Source organism: Actinacidiphila oryziradicis, from assembly GCF_005047355.1.
GTDB classification, from domain to species: domain Bacteria; phylum Actinomycetota; class Actinomycetes; order Streptomycetales; family Streptomycetaceae; genus Actinacidiphila; species Actinacidiphila oryziradicis.
In genome coordinates this window covers 31,405-49,853 of sequence record NZ_SUMC01000044.1, presented here as the reverse complement: position 1 = coordinate 49,853, position 18,449 = coordinate 31,405, and the positions used below count along the sequence as shown (strand labels likewise).

Here is an 18,449-nt window from a genome sequence, read left to right as displayed (position 1 = left end):
GGGGCCACTCTCCTACCCGGAGCTCCCACGGGCGGGAACTCCGCATCTCCCCATGATGGCCCGGCGCGTGGCTGTCCTCGGGGCACCTTTGTGCCCGTCGACAGAAGGAGCCGCTTCATGAGATCCCGTGTACTGCGCGGGGTGCTCGCCGCGCTGCTCGCCGCGACCGGCCTCGTGGCCGCCTCGCAGCAGCAGGCGCAGGCGACGCCACCCGGTAGCAAGGACGTCACGGCCACCCTCTTCGAGTGGAAATACGACTCCGTCGCCAAGGCCTGCACCGACACCCTGGGGCCCGCCGGTTACGGATACGTCGAGGTCTCCCCGGCCCAGGAACACATCCAGGGCTCGCAGTGGTGGACCTCGTACCAGCCGGTCAGCTACAAGATCGCCGGACGGCTCGGTGACAGCACCGCCTACCAGAACATGGTGAACACCTGCCACTCCGCCGGAGTCAAGGTCATCGCCGACGCCGTCATCAACCACATGACAGCCGGCTCCGGCACCGGGACCGGTGGCACCTCGTACACCAAGTACAACTACCCGGGGTACTACCAGGACCAGGACTTCCACTCCTGCCGCACCAGCATCTCCGACTACACCAACCGCGACAACGTCCAGAACTGCGAACTCGTCGGGCTCGCGGACCTGAACACCGGCAGCGACTATGTCCGCTCCACCATCGCGGCCTACCTCAACAACCTCATATCGCTCGGTACCGACGGCTTCCGCATCGACGCCGCCAAGCACATCGCCGCGAGCGACCTCGCCGCCATCAAGGCCAAGCTGACCAATACGTCCATATTCTGGGCTCAGGAGGTCATCTACGGCTCCGGTGAGGCCGTCCAGCCCACCGAGTACACCGGCACCGGCGATGTGGACGCCTTCCAGGGCGCGTTCGACCTCAAGCGCATCTTCAACAGCGAGAAGCTGTCGTACCTCAGCAACTGGGGTGCCTCATGGGGCGCGGGCTATCTGCCCAGCGCCAACGCCCGCACCTTCGTCGACAACTGGGACACCGAGCGCAACGGCTCGACGCTCAACTACAAGTACGGCGCCACCTACACCCTCGCCAACGTCTACATGCTGGCCTGGCCCTACGGCTCGCCGAACGTCTACTCCGGCTACGAGTTCTCCGACAACGACTCGGGCCCCCCGAACGGCGGCACCGTCAACGCCTGCTACAGCGACGGCTGGAAGTGCCAGCACGCCTGGCCGCAGATCGCCGGCATGGTGGGCTTCCGCAACGCCGTCTCCGGCACCTCGGTGACCAACTGGTGGGACAACGGCAACAACGCGATCGCGTTCGGCCGCGGCAGCAAGGGCTTTGTCGCGATCAACCACGAGAGCAGCTCGCTCACCCAGACGTTCACGACTTCGCTGCCCGCCGGCACCTACTGCGATGTGCAGCACAGCGGCACCAGCTACACCGTCGGCTCCGACAGCAAGTTCACCGCCACCATCGGCTCCAACGACGCCGTCGCACTCTACGCCGGGGCCACCTGCAACAGCAGCGGCTCCGGCACCTCCGCGTCGGGGGCGTCCTTCGCGGTGAACGCCACCACCGTCCTGGGCCAGAACATCTATGTCGCCGGCAACAACAACACCCTCGGCAACTGGGACACCGGTAAGGCTCTGCTGCTCTCCTCGGCCGCCTACCCGGTGTGGAAACTCGATGTGCCGATGAGCGCCGGTACCGCGTTCGAGTACAAGTACATCAAGAAGGACGGCAGCGGAAACGTGACCTGGGAAACCGGGTCCAACCGCACCGCCACAGTCCCCTCCAGCGGCAAGGTGACGGTCAGCGACACATGGCGCAGCTAGCACGCCGCTAGGGCACCGCGAGGCGCCGGCCCGTCAGCCGATCTTCAGCGCCAGTACGGGGCAGGCCGCTGCCGCCTTCCGCGCACGCTTGACCGTGCGGGGCGGCAGCGGTCTGCCGTCGGCCAGCGGATAGCCCCACTCGTCGAGGGTGATGTGCTCCGGCAGCAGCTCGGCGCAGAGGCCGTGCCCGACGCATCCGGTCCAGTCGATGTCGATCCGCGGGGCGGCCTGCGTCGCCATGGCTCGCGTGTCCATCGTCAGTACTCCTCTGCCGGTACGGGCAGTAGCGGCGCGCCGCCGGCGCCCCGGCAGTAGCCGCGGCCGTGCTCGTCGATCTCGCCGGCGAAGACGGTCAGCGCGCTGCGCACCAGCCGTACGGTGCCGTCGGGGTGGTGGCAGGCCCCACGTCCCTCGACCAGTCCCGCCCAGCGGGCGATGTCATCACGGACCGCATCGCCACCGGGTCCCCGTTCGGCGAGGGTGGAGAAGGCCGCCGCGATGCGCGGCAGCCCGTTGAGGCAGGGCCCGCACTGTCCCGCGGACTGCAGGGCCAGATAGCGCAGCACCCGCGCCGTCTCGACAAGCCCGCACCGGTCGGCGGGGAGCGCGGCCAGTACACCCGCGCCGGGTGAACCGAGGTCGGCCGCCGAGAGCCGCAGCCCCGCAGCCTGCCCGGCGGGGATCCAGATGCCGTGATACCCGCCGACCAGGACCGCCTGGACGCCGCTGTCCAACGGCACCAACTGCCGCAGCGGGGTACCGAACGCCGCCTCGGTCACCCAGGGGCGGTGACCGGCCGCATGGACGGTGCAGAGCATGCTTCCCGGCTCGTCCTCCGTACCGGCGCTGCGGAACCAGGCAGCGCCGTAACGGGCGATCAGGGCCAGATGAGCCAGCGTCTCGGCGTTCTGCACCAGGGTCGGTGCCCGGCCGACGCCGCGCTCGCGCACTGGCGGCCGTTGGTAGCGGGGGAGTGCCGGGCGGCCGGACAGGTGCTCGGCGAGCGCCGACGACTGGCCGGACAGGAACCGCCGGGGGACCTCGGTCAGCCGTACGGGGAGCAGATCGGCACCGTGTTCCGCGCGCTTGGCGATGGCCGCCGTCAGCGGGGCGCGCAGCCCGGTCCCGGCCTCGATGGCGAGATGTGCCTCGCCCGCACCGACGGCCTCGGCGGCTAGTTGCAGGCCGTCCAGCACCAGATGCGGGGCGTCGCGCAGCAGTGTCTTGTCCTTGAAGCTGGCGGGCTCGCCCTCGGCCCCGTTGGCGACGGCGACCGGCGTCCGGCCGGTGCGCCGCCCGGCCTCGGCGACCGAGATCAGCTTGCGGTGGGTGGGGAAGGCCGCACCGCCGTGACCGGCCAGGCCCGCGTCCCGCACCTCCGTGACGACGTGCTGGGGGGACCCGTACGGCGGGACACCGTACCGGGCAATGTGTGCCGACAGGCCGACGGGACCGGTGCCCGGCGGCGGGAGCAGGCGGAACGGGGCGGCGGCGTCGGCCGGCCGGGATGACGTCGTGCGGGTCGTGCTGATGGCGGGCATGGGGTCAGGCTCCTGTTCGGGGCGTACGGGCGGACCCGCCCGGCGCGGAAACGGCGGGGACGCGGTCCCGGGCGGTGGCGGCGGCCAGGATCGTGGCGGGCTGCTGCTCCTGCGAGTCGCGTACGCCCTTCATGACACGTACGCCGACGGCCACGGCGACCGCCGCGACACAGCCCATCGTCAGCCAGAGCGCCCAGCCGGCTCCGGCGTCCGTGCCGATCCCGATGCCGTGCGCCACGGCGACCGGCCAGGACGCGTACGCGAGCCAGTGCACCGCCCGCCAGATCCGGCGCCCCAGGCGGACCCGGACCAGGCTGGTGACCGTCACCGCGAGCATCAGGTCGAACGCCACGGTGCCGAGCCCGGTCCAGAGCGGCTGGTAGCCGGAGACAAAGGGCACCAGCGCATCGGTGAGGCCGATCGAGACGTACGAGTCCGCGGCCGCGGTCACGATGTGCGCCGCCAGGAACGCCACCGCCGTCAGCGAGATATCGCGGTGCAGCCAGACCGTGCCGAAGCGCGGCAGACCCGGCAGCCGCCCGCGCAGCCGCACCGCGATGCCGAGCAGCATGACGAGGGTGAACAGCACCAGACAGACGACTCCGGTGGCCCGGTTGAGGTACCACAGGACGGGGGAGTCGTTCATGCCGCTTCTTCCTTGTCTTTCCGCTCCTGCGGCCAGCCGGTGGTGCGAACGACCGAGCCGTCCGTGGCGACCAGCCGGGCCGGCAGCCGCAGCCGCTCCAGCCAGTTGTACGCGGCCGCTGCGCGTACCAGTGCCGCCGTGCTGGCGGTATTGGCGTCCGCGCAGGTCGCGGCGGCGACCGTGACGGTGCGCCAGGGGGTTCGCACCGGCCGGCCGGTGCGCGGGTCGACGATGTGGTGCATCTCCTGGCCGCCACGCCGCCAGCGGCGGGCGGAGGTGCCCGAGGTGGCGAGCCCGCCCTCGCGGATGGCGACCGTGGTGTCCGGCCCGGTGGCCGGTTCGTCGGGGTGTCCGGTGATGTCCTGCACCCGGATCCGCCAGCCGCCCTCCGGCGGTTTCCCGGCGACGGCGGTATCGCCGCCCAGACTGACCAGTACCCCGCAGCCGGACGCCGCCGCCAGCATCTGTGCGGCCCGGTCGGCGGCCCACGCCTTCGCGGTCGCGCCGAGGTCGAGGCGGGTGCCGGGCGGCATGGTGACGGTGCCGGCGGCGCGGTCGAGCCGGACCCGGCGCCAGCCGGGCACCGGCCGCACCGTCAGCCGGACCGGGCGGCCGTCGCGGTGCACCAGCGTGAAGTCCCGGTCGTAACCGAGTTCGTTCATCGCCGAGCCCACCGTCGGATCGACATCGCCGTCGGTCGCCTCGGCGGCGCGCAGCGCGACCGACAGCGCCTCGCCGAGCAGCGCCCCGATCGGCGTCGTCCGGCCCCCGGCGGTGTCGAGCGAGGCCAGTTCGGAGTCGGACCGGAATCGGCTGCAGGTGGCGTCGATCGTCGCGAGGTCCTTCTCCAGCAGCCAGCGGCACGCTTCGAGGTGGTCGGGATCTGTCACGACGAGCCGGGCGTCGCAGCCGAGGGCGCGGAAGTCGGCCGCGGCGAGAGCGCGCATCAGGAGCTCCCCGAGGTCGAGTCGCTGGACCCCGAGTCTGCGGCGGTGGGGGCCGAGGCCGGGGCCTGCAGGTTGGAGCTGGTCCCGGTATTCGCAGTGCTGCTGCTGGGCGTCGGCTCGGAGGCGTTCTCAAGAGCGCCGACCATGGTCCAGACACCCACGATTCCGGCCACCGCCACGGCGGCGGTCACCCCCCTCGTGCGTGTCGCCCCTCTCCGTATATCCCGGTGTCCCACAACGTGCTCCCTCGGTTGGCAGTAACACCTACCGTCGGGGAAATTTGTGAGAAGGTTGTGAGGTACCAATGATGTCTGGCTGAGCTTTCCTCAGGTCGGGCCCTTGTCCACCCCGCAGCGCGCCACGTCGAGTTGCTCCAGGAGTGCGCTCAACGCCTCCCGCTGATCCCCTGACAGGGGAGCCAGCAGCTCTTCCGCGGCCTCGCGCCGCGCCTGCCACAGCCGCGCGAGCACCTCCTGGCCTGCCTCTGTGAGGGTGACTCGGACCACCCGCCGATTGGCCGGATCCTGACTGCGGCGGGCCAGGCCCGCGACCTCCAGGGCGTCCACCAGCGTGGTGACCGAGCGCGGCACCACATCGAGGCGCTCGGCCAGATCCGCCATCCTGGGCGGCTGCTCGGCGTGCGCCTCGGCATGGGCCAGGATCTGCAGCACACGCGCCTGCGTCGGGGTGATCCCAAGCGGCGTGAGCCGCCGGACATGGCCCTTGCGCAGCCGTTTGGTGAGGCGTAGCAGCTGGTCGGCGAGTCGGCCAGTGGTCTCGGCGGTGTCGGTGGCCATACCGCGACCTTATCAGGATCTAGCTCATTGTGAGTATAGGTAACAATGAACTATGCTCTGCTACGTCGCTCCAACCCTCAAGGCCCCCGAAGGAGCCCATGCACCCCCGAGAACCACGGTGGACGCCACCGCCCAAGGACCCCGACAACCCCGCTGACGTACGCCGCGTCCTGCGCCTCTTCCGCCCCTACCGGGGCCGGCTGGCCTTCGTAGGACTGCTGGTCGCCGCAGCCTCACTCGTCACCATCGCCTCGCCGTTCCTGCTCCGCGCGATCCTCGACACCGCGCTTCCGGAGCGCCGCACCGGACTGCTCAGCCTGCTTGCCCTCGGCATGATCGCCACCGCTGTCCTCAACAGCGTCTTCGGCGTCCTGCAGACGCTGATCTCCACCACCGTCGGCCAGCGCGTCATGCACGACCTGCGGACCTCCGTCTACGCCCAACTGCAACGGATGTCGCTCGCCTTCTTCACCCGCACCCGCACCGGCGAGGTGCAGTCCCGCATCGCCAACGACATCGGCGGCATGCAGGCCACCGTCACCTCCACCGCGACCTCGCTGGTCTCCAACCTCACCAGCGTCATCGCCTCCGTCGTCGCCATGCTCGCCCTCGACTGGCGGCTCACGATCGTCTCGCTGCTCCTGCTCCCGCTGTTCGTGTGGATCAGCCGCAAGGTCGGTGCCGAACGCAAGAGGATCACCACCAAGCGGCAGAAGCAGATGGCCGCGATGTCCGCGATCGTCACCGAGTCGCTCTCCGTCAGCGGCATCCTCCTCGGCCGCACCATGGGCCGCGCCGACTCGCTCACCGCGTCCTTCGCCGAGGAGTCCGAACAGCTCGTCGACCTCGAGGTCCGCTCCAACATGGCCGGACGCTGGCGGATGTCCGTCATCGGGATCGTCATGGCCGCCATGCCCGCCCTCATCTACTGGGCCGCGGGCATCTCCCTCGACGCGGGCGGGCCCGCCGTCAGCACCGGCACCCTCGTCGCCTTCGTATCGCTCCAGCAGGGCCTGCTCCGGCCCACGGTCCAACTGCTCTCCACCGGTGTGGAGGTGCAGAGCTCCCTCGCACTCTTCCAGCGCATCTTCGAATACCTCGACCTGCCCGTCGACATCACCGAACGCGCCGACCCCGTCCGTCTGGAACGCGCCCGCGGGGACGTCCGCTTCGAGGACGTGCGCTTCTCGTACGACCCGCTCTCCAAAGCCCCTACGCTCGACAGCATCAACCTGACCGTCCCGGCCGGCGGCAGTCTCGCCGTCGTAGGCGCCACCGGTTCCGGCAAGAGCACCCTCAGCTACCTGGTGCCGCGGCTGTACGACGTCACCGGCGGCCGGGTCACTCTGGACGGCATCGACGTACGTGACCTGGCCTTCGACACCCTCGCCGAATCCATCGGCGTCGTCTCCCAGGAGACCTACCTCTTCCACGCCTCCGTCGCCGAGAACCTCCGCTTCGCCAAACCCGACGCCACCGACGACGAACTGGCCGACGCCGCCAGGGCCGCGCAGATCCACGACCACATCACCAGCCTCCCCGACGGCTACGACACGCTCGTCGGCGAACGCGGCTACCGCTTCTCCGGCGGTGAGAAGCAGCGCCTCGCGATCGCCCGCACCATCCTGCGGGACCCGCCCGTCCTGATCCTCGACGAAGCCACCAGCGCCCTCGACACCCGCACCGAACTCGCCGTCCAGGAAGCCATCGACTCCCTCTCCGCCGGCCGTACGACCATCACCATCGCCCACCGGCTCTCCACCGTCCGCGACGCCGACCAGATCGTCGTCCTCGACCACGGCCGGATCGCCGAACGCGGCACCCACGACGAACTCCTGGCACTGGACGGCCGGTACACCGCCCTCGTACGCCGCGACGCCCAGCTCACGCCCGTAGTCTGAACCCCATGCCAGCACCTGATCGCTCCGCCCGGCTCCTGGCGGGTCTGCTCGCCGGCGCCGGGGTCGCGCACTTCCTGGCCCCGCGCCCGTTCGACGCCATCGTCCCCCGGGTCCTGCCAGGATCCCCGCGTACGTGGACATACCTCAGCGGCGCGGCGGAGCTGGTCGTCGCCGCGGCTGTCGCCCAGCCCCGCACCCGCCGGGCGGGCGGCGCCCTTGCCGCGGTCCTGTTCACCGCGGTCCTTCCCGCGAACTTCCGGATGGCGGTGGACTGGCGGAGCCGCCCGGCCCCGCTCAGGGCCGTCGCGTACGCCCGTCTCCCGCTCCAGGTGCCGCTGGTGCTGTGGGGGCTGCGGGTCGCCCGCGGCGGGCCTCTCCCCTGACTTTCCCCCAGCTACCTCCCCCAGCCTTCGGCCGGGAGGTGCCCCCAGGAGGTGCCCCCACCTTCCCGAAACCAGGGCTCCGCCCGGGCCCCGGTGTTCATGCGCGGGCCGGTGGTCGGCGTTGTGCCCGCCCTCCCCCATAGCCTCAAGGGCATGGGAGGTGCCCCTATCGCCCTGCGGCACGCCTGCCTACAACGCCATGACAGTTCAGCCCGTCCGGCGTTTGAAGGACCCGGGGGGGTCCCCCCGCCCGCAGGGCGTAGGGGGCGGGTCCGGGGGCGGAGCCCCCGGTTAAGAGGCCGCGCGAATAGGTGGGGCGGCGTCGCGCGCCGATGGGCGGCGCCTGGCGGCGTTGTCGTCGGTCGACGACGCTCCGCGTCGCCTCCCTCCTCCGCCTTGCCAGACTTGCCCCTCGCCCCGCTCCTTCCTCCACCCCACCTATTCGCGCGGCCCCTAAGGGAAGGGGCGGGGAGGGGAGAGCGCCGCAGGCGCCCCAGCAGGCGCCGGGGCTGTCAGTGGTCGCGTCTAGTGTCGGAACATGACCGTTCCGACGAGCCCCCTGATTGCCGTGGCCGCAGACCCCGCAGGGTCCGGCGGCCGACTGCGACCGCTCGCCGAGGACGGCAGTCCCGCAGGGCCGCCCGAGCATGCCGCCGACCTCGCGGCTGCCCTCGCAGAGCGGGAGCTGGGGCAGCGGCAGCCGCCGCGCTGGGTCTGGGCGGCCACGGACGAGCTGTACCCCCGGCTGCTCGACCATCTCCCGGCCAGGCTCGCCCGCTGCCACGACCTCAAGCTCACCGAGGCACTGCTCCTGGCCCACGACGAGCAGTACGGTCAGCCCCGGACGCTCGGTGCGGCCTGGGCACGGCTCCATGGCCTGCCGGTGCCCGCCGACCCGTCGGAGGGCTCAGCCGACGACCAGCCGGTGCTCTTCGCAGCCGACCGGCAGCGGCTGCCTCCCGAGACGGATCCGCTGGAGGCGGTGGTCGCGGTCCATGCCGAACAGCAGCGCCGCATTGCGCTCGTGGACCATCCCGAACGGATGCGCCTGCTGTGCGCGGCGGAGTCCGCGGGCTCCTTGGCGGCGGCCGAGATGGGTTACGACGGTCTGCCATGGAGCGCGGCCGTCCACGACGAGCTGCTCACCGGCCTGCTCGGACCCCGCCCGGCCGGCGGCGTCCGGCCGAAGCTGCTGGCCGAACTGGCCAGGCAGGTCCAGGAGGCGCTCGGCCGCCCGGTCAACCCCGACTCGCCCGCCCAGGTCCTGCAGGCCTTCGCCCAGGCCGGGGTGCAGCTGGCCTCCACCCGCTCCTGGGTGCTGCGCGAGGTGAACCACCCGGCGGCGGCACTGCTGCTGCGCTACAAGGAGCTGTCCCGGATCCACACGGCCAATGGCTGGGCGTGGCGCGAGCAGTGGGTACGCGGCGGCAGATTCCGCCCGGAGTATGTGGTCGGCGGTGTCGTCTCCGGCCGCTGGGCGACCCGTGGCGGCGGTGCGTTGCAGATCCCCCGGCTGCTGCGCTCCGCCGTGGTCGCCGATCCCGGGCACCGGCTGGTCGTCGCCGACGCGGGACAGCTGGAACCCCGTGTGCTGGCCGCCCTGTCCGGCGACCCGGGCCTGGTCAGGGCGGCAGCCGAGGGTGACCTGTATGCGGGCATGGCCCGCACCGCCTTCGACGGTGACCGGCAGCGCGCCAAGCTCGGCCTGCTCGGCGCGATGTACGGGCAGACGAGCGGGGAGGTGGGCCCGCTGCTCAATGTGCTGCGCCGCCGTTTCCCGGACGCGATGGGGCTGGTCGAGTCGGCCGCCCGCACCGGCGAACAAGGCGGAGTCGTCCGCTCCCGGCTGGGCCGTACATCCCCTGGCTGGGAGGCGTCCGAGGGCGAGAATCCCTCGGACGCCCGGGCCCGTGGCAGGTTCACCCGTAACTTCGTCATCCAGGCCAGCGCCGCGGACTGGGCGCTGGCGCTGCTGGCCGCGCTGCGGCGCAGGCTCGCCGGGCTGGACGGCGCGCCGCGGCTGGTCTTCTTCCAGCACGACGAGGTTGTCGTCCACGCCCCCGCCGAGACGGTGCCGGCGGTCGAACAGGCAGTGACCCAGGCCGCGGAGGAAGCCCGCGGCCTGGTCTTCGGCCCCACCCCCGTACCGTTCCCGCTGGAGAGCCATGCGGTCGCGTGCTATGCGGAGGCCAAGTGAGATCAGAGCCCGCCGGTGTAGGCGAAAGCCTTCGGGGTGCCGGACGCCGCGTCGGAGGGGATGCCCGGGGTCGCGTTGTTGAGGAGCCAGTTCGCCACGGCCGGGGTGGACTTGTCCCCGAAGGTGTCCTTGTAGAGCGCCGCGATGCCCGCGACGTGCGGCGACGCCATGGAGGTGCCGCTCAGGTCCGCGTACCCACCGCCCAGATAGGCGGAGTGGATGGCCACACCGGGGGCGTTGATGTCCACACAGCTGCCCCAGTTGCTGAAGGACGCCTTGCGGTCCAACTGGTCGGTGGCGGCCACGGTGAACGCCCCGCGGGCGCTGGCCGGCGAGGTGAGGCAGGAGTTGGCATTGCTGTTGCCGGCCGCGACGGCCAGGAACACACCCTTGTCTGCCAGGGCGTTGAGGCTGGTGTTCACGGCGTTGGAGTAGGGGCCGCCCAGCGACAGGTTGGCGACGGCCGGCTTCTTGGCGTTGGCGGTCACCCAGTCGATCCCGGCGATGATGGTCGAGTTGGCGCTCTCTCCGGTGCAGTCGAAGACCCGGACCGCGACCAGCTTGGTCTTCTTGGCCACCCCGGTGGTGGCGCCGCCGACGGTGCCGGCCACATGAGTGCCGTGGCCGTTGCAGTCCACGCCGTTGCGTCCGTCGTGGATCTGGTCGGAGCCGAGCACCGCGCGCCCGCCGAACTCCGGGTGGGAGAACTCGATGCCGCTGTCGATGATGTAAGAGGTGACTGAGTGACCGTCCGCCTTGACCTGTGTGACGGGGCCGCTCAGCCGGCGCTCGGCGATCCGCTCCAGGCCCCACGAGGTGGCGGAGGCCCGGCCGGCTGTCGCCGGCTGCGGCGCTGCCCGCTCGCCGGGGGAGACCTGGACGCGCCGGTCCTGCTCGACTTCGGAGACGAGAGCGCTCTGCCGCAGCAGGGCGACCTGCGACTGGGTGAGCTGTGCGGCGAAGCCGAACATCGCGCTGCCGTAGACGTACAGCGGCTTGATCTTGAAATTACCGGCGAAGATCGAGACGCCCCCAGCGGGAATGGACTGAAGGGTGACCAGGTACTGGCCCGGGATGCCATCGTCCGTCGCCAGCCGCAGGGGCGCCGGACTGGTGCGTTTCGCCGCCGCGGCAGCACCCGGCTCCGCGGAGGCGGTGGGCAGGGCGACGGCGGGGACGAGCGCGGCCAGGGCGGCGACGGCCGACAAGCGCCAGGACATGCGCATGGGGGACTCCTTGACGGAATGCGACGGGCCCCCCCTTCAGGTCCATGCCTATCAGCCGTCAGGACAGCCTGGCGCGCCCGGATACTCCATCAGAGATCTTGGACGACGAGGACAACCTCCAGGGTGCGCGGGCCGTGTACCCCCTCCACCCGGTCCAGTTCGATGTCGCTGGTCGCCGACGGGCCGGAGATCCAGGTGAGCGGCCGGGCGGGGTCCAGCCGCTCCAGGGACTGCGGCACCGAGTCCACCACCTGCTCCGGCACCCGGACGACGCAGATGTGGTGGTCGGGCACGAGAGTGATCCGCCTGCGGCCCTGGTCCGGCCCGGCGTCCAGGACGATGGTGCCGGTCTCGGCGATCGCGACCGCGCAGCCGGTGACGACGCTGTCCACGGCGTCCAGCTCGTACGGCGTCAGGGCGGGGGAGTCCGCGACCCGTCCGACCTCGGGTGCGGCGGACAGCCATGACCCGGGCAGGCCGGTCGGGACGACGACGGTGCGCGCCTTGCGGTCGGCCAGCACCGCGGCGATTCGGGCGGGCAGCTCCGCGGCGGTGGTGCGGTGCACGATGGCGCGGTAGTCGGCGAGGTTCTCGGCGAGCAGGTCGGCGCTCTCCTCAGGCGTACGCGCACCATGGACCCGTAGATAGTCGCGCTCGACCGGGACATCACCGGGGGTCTCGCCCCGGGGCACATCTGCCAGCGCGCGGCGGATCCGGCCCAGGATCTGGTCTCGGGTGCTCACTTGGGATTCTCCTCGCGGGTGCGCTGCCACCAGTCACGGAAGGACTCGGCCGGCACGGTGGGGATGTCGCGGGTCTCCGACCAGGCCCTTCCCGGCCCCGGAAGACGCTTGGGGTGCAGGCGGCGGGTGCGGGACGCCAGACGCTGGCCGGTGCGCAGCGCGGCCGGATGGTCCAGCGCCCAGCGGGCGGCGCGCATCGCCGCGCGTTCGGCGGCATGGCCCTTGGCGGGCTTGATGATCGTCCTGTTGCCGTGGATCGTCACCTCACCGCCCTCCACGACCCGCTCCCGCAGATGGACCAGGACTTCCGGGATGTCGATCGCGACCGGGCACACCTCGTAGCACGCGCCGCACAAGGACGAGGCATAGGGCAGCGAGGCGTCCAGCTCGCTCTGGATGCCGCGCAGTTGCGGGGTGAGGATGGCGCCGATCGGGCCCGGGTAGGCGGAGCCGTAGGCGTGGCCGCCGGCCCGCTCGTAGACCGGGCAGACGTTGAGGCAGGCCGAGCAGCGGATGCAGCGCAGCGCCTGACGGCCGATGGTGTCGGCGAGGGTGTCCGTGCGGCCGTTGTCGATGAGCACCAGGTGGAAGGTCTGAGGGCCGTCGGCATCCGTGGTGCCCGTCCACATCGAGGTGTACGGGTTCATCCGCTCGGCGGTGGACGAGCGGGGCAGCAACTGCAGGAACACCTCCAGGTCCTGCCAGCTGGGCACGATCTTCTCGATGCCGACGACGGAGATCAGCGTCTCGGGCAGGGTCAGGCACATCCGGCCATTGCCCTCGGATTCCACGACCACCAGCGTGCCGGTCTCGGCGACCATGAAGTTCGCCCCGGAGATCCCCACCTTCGCCCGCAGGAACTTCTCCCGAAGATGCAGCCGCGCCGCATCCGCGAGCTCCGCCGGACGGTCCGTCAGTCCTTCGGGCGCGGGACGGCCCCACTTGCCCATGGCGTCATTGAAGATGTCCCGGATTTCCGAGCGGTTGCGGTGGATCGCCGGGACCAGGATGTGGGAGGGCAGGTCGTCGCCGAGCTGCACGATCAGCTCGGCCAGGTCGGTCTCATACGCGGTGATCCCCGCCTCGGCCAGGGCGTCGTTGAGGCCGATCTCCTGCGTGGCCATCGACTTTACCTTGACGACCTCCGTCTCACCCGTCATCCGCACGAGTTCGGTGACGATCGCGTTCGCCTCTTCCGCGTCCGCCGCCCAGTGCACATGGCCGCCGGCGGCCACGACCGCAGCCTCCGTCTGTTCCAGGTAGCGGTCCAGGTGGCGCAGCGCACGGTCCTTGATGGCGGCACCGGCCGCCCGCAGCTGCGCCCAGTCCTCCAGCTCGGCGACGGCCTTGGCGCGCTTGTCGCGGATGGTGTGGGTGGCATGGGTGAGATTGGCACGCATTCGGGTGTTCTGCGTGGATTTGTTCGCCGCCTCGGGGAAGGCGGGCATGCCCAGATAGGTGCCGCTCATCGGACGCCTTCCAGCGGGTAGGGGTGCTCCTCGGTGGCGGCCAGGATCTCGGCGAGATGGAGTGGCTGGGTCACCGATCCGAGCCGGGTGAGGGTGCCGCCGATGTGCATCAGACAGGAGTTGTCGACCGTGCACACCGCGGCGGCGCCGGTTTCGCCGATGTGCCGGGCCTTGTCCGCGCCCATGGCCGCGGATACGGCGGCGTTCTTGACCGCGAAGGTGCCACCGAAGCCGCAGCACTCCTCCGCGCCCGGCAGCTCGACCAGCTCAAGGCCCTTCACATGGCTGAGAAGTTCCAACGGCCGCCGCCCCAAACCCAGCATCCGCAGTCCGTGACAGGTCGGATGATAGGTGACGGTGTGCGGGAAGTACGCCCCGACATCCGTCACCTTCAGCACGTCCACCAGGAACTCGGTCAGCTCATATGTCCGGGGGACCACGCTCTCCGCGATCGCGGTGAGCGAGCCGCCGCGTCCTTCCGCCGCCGCCTTCGCTCCGATCCGCGGATAGTTGTCGCGCACCATCGCCACGCACGAGCCGGACGGCGTAACGATGTAGTCGTAGCCCTCGAAAGCCCGGGCGTACCGCCGTACCAGCGGCTCCGTCTCGTGCCGGTAGCCGGTGTTGAACTGTGCCTGCCCGCAGCAGGTTTGCGCCGCCGGAAAGTCGACCTCCACCCCCAGCCGCTCCAGCAGGGTCACGACCGCCCGCCCCGTATCGGGGTACAGCGTGTCGTTCACACACGTAACAAAGAGCGCTACGCGCATGTCGCCTCCTTTCCGCCCGCGATCCGGGCGGCTGCCAGGTCCCACGAGTTGCGGTCGTCCGACGGCTCATACTGCCTCAGCGGCTGGGTTCTGTGAAGCAGAGATCGGATGTCTGAGAGGCTACCGGACACCGCGCCGGCCGCTCGCGCCTGTACGAGTACGTTGCCCAGCGCCGCCGCCTCGGCCGGCCCGGCCACCACCGGCAGCCCGCACGCGTCCGCCGTCAGCCGGCACAGCAGCTCGTTGTGCGCGCCTCCGCCGACGATGTGCACCACATCCACCTCCCGGCCCGACAGCCGCTGCGCGTCCTCGACGGCACTGCGGTGGGCCAGCGCGAGCGAGTCCAGGACGCAGCGGACGGTCTCGGCCGCGTCGCGCGGCACCGGCTGGCCCGTGCGGCGGCAGGCTTCGGCGATACGGCCGGGCATTCCGCCCGGCGCGATGAACGCGGAGTCGCCCGCGTCGACCACCGACCGCAGGGGTACCGCCACGGCGGCACCCCTCAGCAGACGGTCCAGGTCGTGGCCGAGCCCCTCGGCCTCCCAGTCGCGCAGGCATTCCTGGAGGATCCACAGGCCCATGATGTTCCGCAGAAAGCGGACCGTGCCGTCGACACCCAGCTCATTGGTGAAGTTCGCGCGTCTGCTCTCCTCGGTGAGGACGGGCGTGTCCAGCTCGATCCCGGCGAGCGACCAGGTGCCCGTACAGATGTACGCGAACCGGCTGCCCGTACGCGCCGGTACCCCGGCAACGGCCGAGGCGGTGTCGTGCGATCCGACGGCGGTCACCGGGACGGGTCCGGTCAGCCCGGTCTCGGCGAGGACTTCGGGCAGCAGCTCTCCGGCGGGGTCCCCCGGGCGGCGCAGCGGCGGGAACAGCGACAGGTCGATGCCGAGCGCGTCGGCGACCGTCACCGACCAGTCGCCGGTACGCGGATCGATCAGCTGAGTGGTCGAGGCATTGGTCAGTTCTGTCCCGGCCACCCCGGTCAGCCAGTACGACACCAGGTCGGGGATGAGCAGCAGCCGCCGGGCCGCGGTGAGTTGCGGGGTGCCCTGCGCTGCCGCCAGTTGGTAGACCGTGTTGAACGGCAGGTACTGCAGGCCGGTCGCCGCGTACAACCGCTCGGGCGGCAGGATCGCCGCGACCTTGGCCGCCACGCCCTCGGTGCGGGCGTCGCGGTAGTGCACGGGGTTGCCGAGCAGCGCGCCGGACGCGTCGAGCAGTCCGTAGTCGACCGCCCAGGTGTCAATACCGACCGACGTCACCGGTCCGGCGGCCCGCAGACCGTCCAGCACGCCCCGGTACAGCCCGAGCATGTCCCAGTGCAGCGTCCGGCCCACCCGGACCGGGCGGTTGGGAAAGCGGTGCACCTCCTCGAGGTCCAGAGCGCCGGCGGCGAGCCGGCCGACTATGACGCGTCCGCTGGACGCGCCCAGATCCACTGCCGCGAACGCGGCCGGGGAGGCGGGAGTGGGGGCGGCGGTGGAACGCGGGGCGGTGGAAGTCACGTCGAGTACCTCGGTGGTGCGGGCAGCGATGCGGGCAGAAGCGATGGGCGGAGCCGACCGGTGGCGACCGCACGGCGGCCTCCGGGGCCGGACGCCGCCGTGCTTGGTGCGGTGTGGCCGCCACCTGCGATTGATCCCTGCCAGGCGGACCATGGCGCGACCGCAGTCCGGTCCGCCGGACAGGAGCTGGTGCCGGCCCGGCGGAGCTCCGGCGGGTTGCGGTGGATTCCACGCCGTCCCTCAGCCTGGCGGCTGGGAGGCGCCCGGCGCCGGGCCGTCGGGGCACCGTCCCTGGCATCGTGGGCCGCGATCTGCGACCGCGGCCCTTCCGGCGGTTCGTCCCGGCGGCGGGATCGCCCGCCGCCGGGACGGCGAGCAGCCACGGAGGCGCGGCATGGCGGTCCGGCACCGCTGCCGCCGCTGCCGCGAAGACCGCCCGGGCAGGCGTCACCGCAGGAACGCCGCCGCGACCCCGGCGTCGACCGGGACATGCAGGCCGGTCGTGTGCGTCAGATCGCCGCCCGTCAGGGCGAAGACCGCGTTCGCCACGTGCTCGGGCAGCACCTCGCGCTTGAGCAGGGTGCGCTGGGCGTAGAACTCGCCGAGCTTCTCCTCCTCCACCCCGTAGACCGCGGCACGCTTGGCGCCCCAGCCGGCCGCGAAGATCCCGGAGCCGCGCACCACCCCGTCGGGGTTGATGCCGTTGACCCGGATGCCGTGCTCGCCCAGCTCGGCCGCGAGCAGCCGGACCTGGTGGGCCTGGTCGGCCTTGGTGGCGCTGTAGGCGATGTTGTTCGGGCCCGCGAACACGGCGTTCTTGCTCGCGATATAGATGATGTCGCCGCCCAGAGACTGCTCGATCATGATCCGGGCAGCCTCGCGCGAGACCAGGAACGAGCCGCGGGCCATGATGTCGTGCTGGAGGTCCCAGTCCCTGGCGGTGGTCTCCAGCAGCGGCTTGGAGATCGAGATACCCGCGTTGTTGACCACCAGGTCCACCCCGCCGAAGGCCATCAGCGTCTCGTCGAACGCCGCCGCGATCTGCTCCTCGGAGGTGACGTCCACCGTCACCGCGGCGGCCTTGTCCGCGCCGCCCAGCTCCTCCGCGACCGCTGCCGCGTTCTCGGCGTTCATATCGGCCACGACCACGACGGCGCCCCCGGCGACGAGCCGGTGCGCGATCGCCTTGCCGATCCCCGAGCCGGCGCCGGTGACCAGCGCGATCCGGCCGGCCAGCGGCTTGGGCGCCGGCATCCGCCGCAGCTTGGCCTCCTCCAGCTCCCAGTACTCGATCCGGAACTTCTCGGACTCCTCGATCGGCTTGTACGAGGAGACCGACTCGGCGCCGCGCATCACATTGATGGCGTTGACATAGAACTCGCCCGCCACGCGCGCGGTCTGCTTGTCCTTGCCGTAGGAGAACATCCCGACGCCCGGGATCAGGATGATCGCCGGATCCGCGCCGCGCAGCGCGGGGGAGTCGGGGGTGGCATGCCTGTCGTAGTACGCGCGGTATTCGGCGCGGTATTCGGCGTGCAGCTCCTTGAGGCGGGCGACCGCCTCCTCCAGCGGGGCTGCGGCCGGCAGGTCGAGGACCAGCGGGCGCACCTTCGTCCGCAGGAAGTGGTCCGGGCAGCTTGTGCCCAGCGCCGCGAGCCGCGGATGCCCGTCGCGGGCGAGGAAGTCCAGCACCGCTCCCGAGTCGGTGAAGTGGCCGACCTGCGGCCGGTCCGCGGAGGCGATCGCGCGCAGTACCGGAGCCAGCGCGGCGGCCCGCGTCCGGCGCTCCCGCGTGGGCAGCGCCTCGTAACCGGGCAGCAGGGGGCCGAAGGGCTCGGCCTTGCCGCGCTGTTGCAGGAACGTCTCGGCGGTACGGATCAGGCGCAGCGAGTTCTGCTCGCACTCCTCCGAGGTCGCGCCCCAAGCGGTGATGCCATGGCCCCCGAGGATGCAGCCGATGGCCTGCGGGTTCGCCGTCTTGATCGCCGCGATGTCCAGTCCGAGCTGGAAGCCGGGGCGGCGCCACGGCACCCAGACCACCAGGTCCCCGAAGGCCTCCTTCGTGAGCGCCTCGCCATCGGCGGCGGTCGCCAGCGCGATGCCCGAATCGGGGTGCAGGTGATCCACATGCGCGGCGTCCACCAGGCCGTGCATCGCCGTGTCGATCGACGGAGCCGCCCCGCCCTTGCCATGCAGGCAGTAGTCGAAGGCGGCGACCATCTCGTCCTCGCGCTCAACGCCCGGATACACCACGGCAAGTGCCCGCAGCCGGTCCAGCCGCAGCACGGCCAGCCCGCCCCCGGTGAGCGTTCCGAGGTCGCCCCCGGATCCCTTCACCCACATCAATTCCGTGTCCTGGCCGGTCACGGGATCGGTGGCGGTGCCCTTCGCGGACGTGTTGCCGCCCGCGTAATTGGTGTTGCGCGGATCAGCTCCGAGCCGGTGGCTGCGTTCCAGCAGCTCCGCTGCTTGCGGGTGCGGTTCTGCGGTCATCGTGAGA

General features: G+C 71.4%; 16 protein-coding genes. 4 read left to right on the top strand and 12 right to left on the bottom strand.

All coding sequences use genetic code 11. The features are described 5' to 3' along the window. The first annotated feature begins 117 nt into the window (after positions 1 to 117). Positions 118 to 1,821 carry a carbohydrate-binding module family 20 domain-containing protein gene (locus tag FCI23_RS33705; RefSeq protein ID WP_136727897.1) on the top strand — a complete coding sequence of 568 codons (1,704 nt, stop codon included), beginning with the start codon at positions 118 to 120 and terminating at the stop codon, positions 1,819 to 1,821. Positions 1,822 to 1,854: 33 nt separating this feature from the next. Here FCI23_RS33705 and FCI23_RS33700 read toward each other — a convergent pair whose 3' ends face one another. The 6 genes from FCI23_RS33700 to FCI23_RS33675 form a co-directional block, all read right to left on the bottom strand. Then, the gene (locus FCI23_RS33700; protein WP_246144304.1) at positions 1,855 to 2,076 is read right to left on the bottom strand and encodes a ferredoxin; all 222 of its coding nucleotides are present in this window, start codon (positions 2,074 to 2,076) and stop codon (positions 1,855 to 1,857) included. 2 nt (positions 2,077 to 2,078) lie between these two features. Beyond that, on the bottom strand, positions 2,079 to 3,362 hold the full coding sequence (locus tag FCI23_RS33695) for an NADH-ubiquinone oxidoreductase-F iron-sulfur binding region domain-containing protein (protein ID WP_136727896.1): 1,284 nt from the start codon (positions 3,360 to 3,362) through the stop codon (positions 2,079 to 2,081). Between the two features lie 4 nt (positions 3,363 to 3,366). Beyond that, positions 3,367 to 4,008: a ferric reductase-like transmembrane domain-containing protein gene (locus FCI23_RS33690; protein ID WP_136727894.1), complete on the bottom strand. Its 642-nt coding sequence runs from the start codon at positions 4,006 to 4,008 to the stop codon at positions 3,367 to 3,369. Next, positions 4,005 to 4,955, bottom strand: coding sequence for an FAD:protein FMN transferase (locus tag FCI23_RS33685; protein WP_136727892.1), 951 nt, complete (start codon positions 4,953 to 4,955; stop codon positions 4,005 to 4,007). Before FCI23_RS33685 ends, FCI23_RS33690 begins: the two co-directional genes overlap by 4 nt. After that, the gene (locus FCI23_RS33680) at positions 4,955 to 5,146 is read right to left on the bottom strand and encodes a hypothetical protein (RefSeq protein ID WP_136727891.1); all 192 of its coding nucleotides are present in this window, start codon (positions 5,144 to 5,146) and stop codon (positions 4,955 to 4,957) included. Before FCI23_RS33680 ends, FCI23_RS33685 begins: the two co-directional genes overlap by 1 nt. A 135-nt stretch (positions 5,147 to 5,281) precedes the next feature. Further along, a complete protein-coding gene (locus tag FCI23_RS33675; protein ID WP_136727889.1) occupies positions 5,282 to 5,752 on the bottom strand; it encodes a MarR family winged helix-turn-helix transcriptional regulator in 471 nt (156 codons plus the stop codon). A 98-nt stretch (positions 5,753 to 5,850) separates the two neighbouring features. Here FCI23_RS33675 and FCI23_RS33670 point away from each other — a divergent pair, with 98 nt between their 5' ends. The 3 genes from FCI23_RS33670 (at position 5,851) to FCI23_RS33660 (ending at position 10,233) form a co-directional block, all read left to right on the top strand. Further along, a complete protein-coding gene (locus FCI23_RS33670) occupies positions 5,851 to 7,653 on the top strand; it encodes an ABC transporter ATP-binding protein (RefSeq protein WP_136727887.1) in 1,803 nt (600 codons plus the stop codon). Between the two features lie 5 nt (positions 7,654 to 7,658). After that, positions 7,659 to 8,036 (top strand): DoxX family protein, encoded by a 378-nt coding sequence (locus FCI23_RS33665; RefSeq protein WP_136727885.1) that lies wholly within the window; start codon positions 7,659 to 7,661, stop codon positions 8,034 to 8,036. A gap of 538 nt (positions 8,037 to 8,574) precedes the next feature. Next, positions 8,575 to 10,233: a bifunctional 3'-5' exonuclease/DNA polymerase gene (locus tag FCI23_RS33660; protein WP_136727883.1), complete on the top strand. Its 1,659-nt coding sequence runs from the start codon at positions 8,575 to 8,577 to the stop codon at positions 10,231 to 10,233. Positions 10,234 to 10,235: 2 nt separating this feature from the next. On the opposite strand, the gene FCI23_RS33655 is transcribed toward FCI23_RS33660, so the two are convergent. The 6 genes from FCI23_RS33655 to FCI23_RS33630 form a co-directional block, all read right to left on the bottom strand. After that, entirely contained in the window at positions 10,236 to 11,459 is a 1,224-nt protein-coding gene (locus FCI23_RS33655; protein WP_136727882.1) for a S8 family peptidase, read from the bottom strand. A gap of 89 nt (positions 11,460 to 11,548) precedes the next feature. Next, positions 11,549 to 12,202, bottom strand: coding sequence for a LutC/YkgG family protein (locus tag FCI23_RS33650; protein ID WP_211265557.1), 654 nt, complete (start codon positions 12,200 to 12,202; stop codon positions 11,549 to 11,551). Further along, on the bottom strand, positions 12,199 to 13,671 hold the full coding sequence (locus FCI23_RS33645; protein ID WP_136727878.1) for a lactate utilization protein B: 1,473 nt from the start codon (positions 13,669 to 13,671) through the stop codon (positions 12,199 to 12,201). The genes FCI23_RS33650 and FCI23_RS33645 overlap by 4 nt, the downstream gene beginning before the upstream one ends. Further along, positions 13,668 to 14,438: a (Fe-S)-binding protein gene (locus FCI23_RS33640; RefSeq protein WP_136727876.1), complete on the bottom strand. Its 771-nt coding sequence runs from the start codon at positions 14,436 to 14,438 to the stop codon at positions 13,668 to 13,670. Before FCI23_RS33640 ends, FCI23_RS33645 begins: the two co-directional genes overlap by 4 nt. Beyond that, entirely contained in the window at positions 14,429 to 15,949 is a 1,521-nt protein-coding gene (locus FCI23_RS33635; protein ID WP_246144302.1) for a rhamnulokinase, read from the bottom strand. The genes FCI23_RS33640 and FCI23_RS33635 overlap by 10 nt, the downstream gene beginning before the upstream one ends. A 447-nt stretch (positions 15,950 to 16,396) precedes the next feature. Then, positions 16,397 to 18,442: a bifunctional aldolase/short-chain dehydrogenase gene (locus FCI23_RS33630; RefSeq protein WP_136727872.1), complete on the bottom strand. Its 2,046-nt coding sequence runs from the start codon at positions 18,440 to 18,442 to the stop codon at positions 16,397 to 16,399. Between the last annotated feature and the right edge of the window lie 7 nt (positions 18,443 to 18,449).